The following is a 1,161-nucleotide window of genomic DNA, read 5'->3' as shown; positions in this document are numbered from 1 at the left end:
GGGGGTCGGGGAGCAGATTGACGAAATCCGGCGCTAAGGGGCAATCGCCGAGCGACCTTGCGCTGTAGGTGATTTCATGTCGTCGTGACTGATGAGGGCGGCTATGGCCGGTTCGGTGCGTTGTCTCGGCAGGAGCTGGAGCGTTACTGCTACTTGGATGACGAGGACCGGCGGCTGATCGCTGCGCGGCGGCGCGACTACAACCGTCTGGGGTTCGCGGTGCAGGTGGTGACGGTGCGTCACCTGGGAATGTTCCTGGCTGATCCGCTGGATGTCCCGCCCGCGTTGATCGAGTATCTGGCCGAGCAGTTGGAGATCTCCGATCCGTCGATGGTGAAGCGGTACACCGATCGGGAGAAGACCAAGCTCGAACACGCCTGGGAAATCCAGCAGGTGTACGGACTCAAGCCGTTCGGCGAGATGGAGTCGGAGCTCACGTCGTGGATCGTCGACCAGGCGTGGATGACCGGCGACGGACCGAAGGCGATCTTCGGCGACGCAGTGACATGGCTGCGGAAGCGTCAGGCGCTGCTGCCGGGGATCACCACGTTGGAGCGGCTGATCGGCGACGGCCGCAACGCGGCGGACGCCCGGTTGTGGCGCCAGCTCGGCGAGCAGCTGACCTCGGAGTCCGCGTCTGCCTTGTTGCGGCTGCTGGAGGTTCCTGCGGAGGGCGGGCAGAAGGTCAGCGAGCTGGAGCGGCTGCGCAAGGGCGTGTTCAAGGCGTCGTCGAAGGGGATGCTCGCGGCGCTGCGCAGGGTTGTCGACCTGCAAGCGGTCGGGGTGGACAGCATCGACGTGAGGGCGATCCCGCCGCGTCGGTTGACGGGGTTGGCGACCTACGGGTTGGCGAGCAAGGCCGCCGCGCTGCGGCGGCTGCCCACGCGTGAGCAGCGCTTGGCGGTGCTGGCCGCGACGGTCGTTGTGTTGAGCGCGCGGGCGGTCGACGACGTGTTGGAGACCTTCGACATGTTGATGACGACGAAGCTTCTGTCCAAGGCCGAGCGGGAGTCTCGCGAGGAGAAGCTGCGTCGCTATCCGAGGGTGTCACGCAACGCAGGCAAGCTCGCGGCAGCGGTGAAGGTGCTGCTGGAGATGGTCGAGGTCAACCAGGACGTCGGGCTGGGCGTGGTGTTGGACATGATCGAGAAGACCGTCACC

1 protein-coding gene is annotated in these 1,161 nt (G+C 66.0%); it reads left to right on the top strand.

Going from position 1 to position 1,161, the window contains the following annotated elements:
• Positions 1–84 precede the first annotated feature (84 nt).
• A partial coding sequence (locus AC2VON_RS12055; RefSeq protein WP_486953177.1) for a DUF4158 domain-containing protein occupies positions 85–1,161 on the top strand: 1,077 nt, incomplete at its 3' end.

It is taken from the genome of Mycobacterium sp. TH-M82, assembly GCF_057473605.1.
The sequence above is the reverse complement of the archived record's forward strand: the minus strand, read 5'-3'. Positions and strand labels throughout refer to the sequence as shown.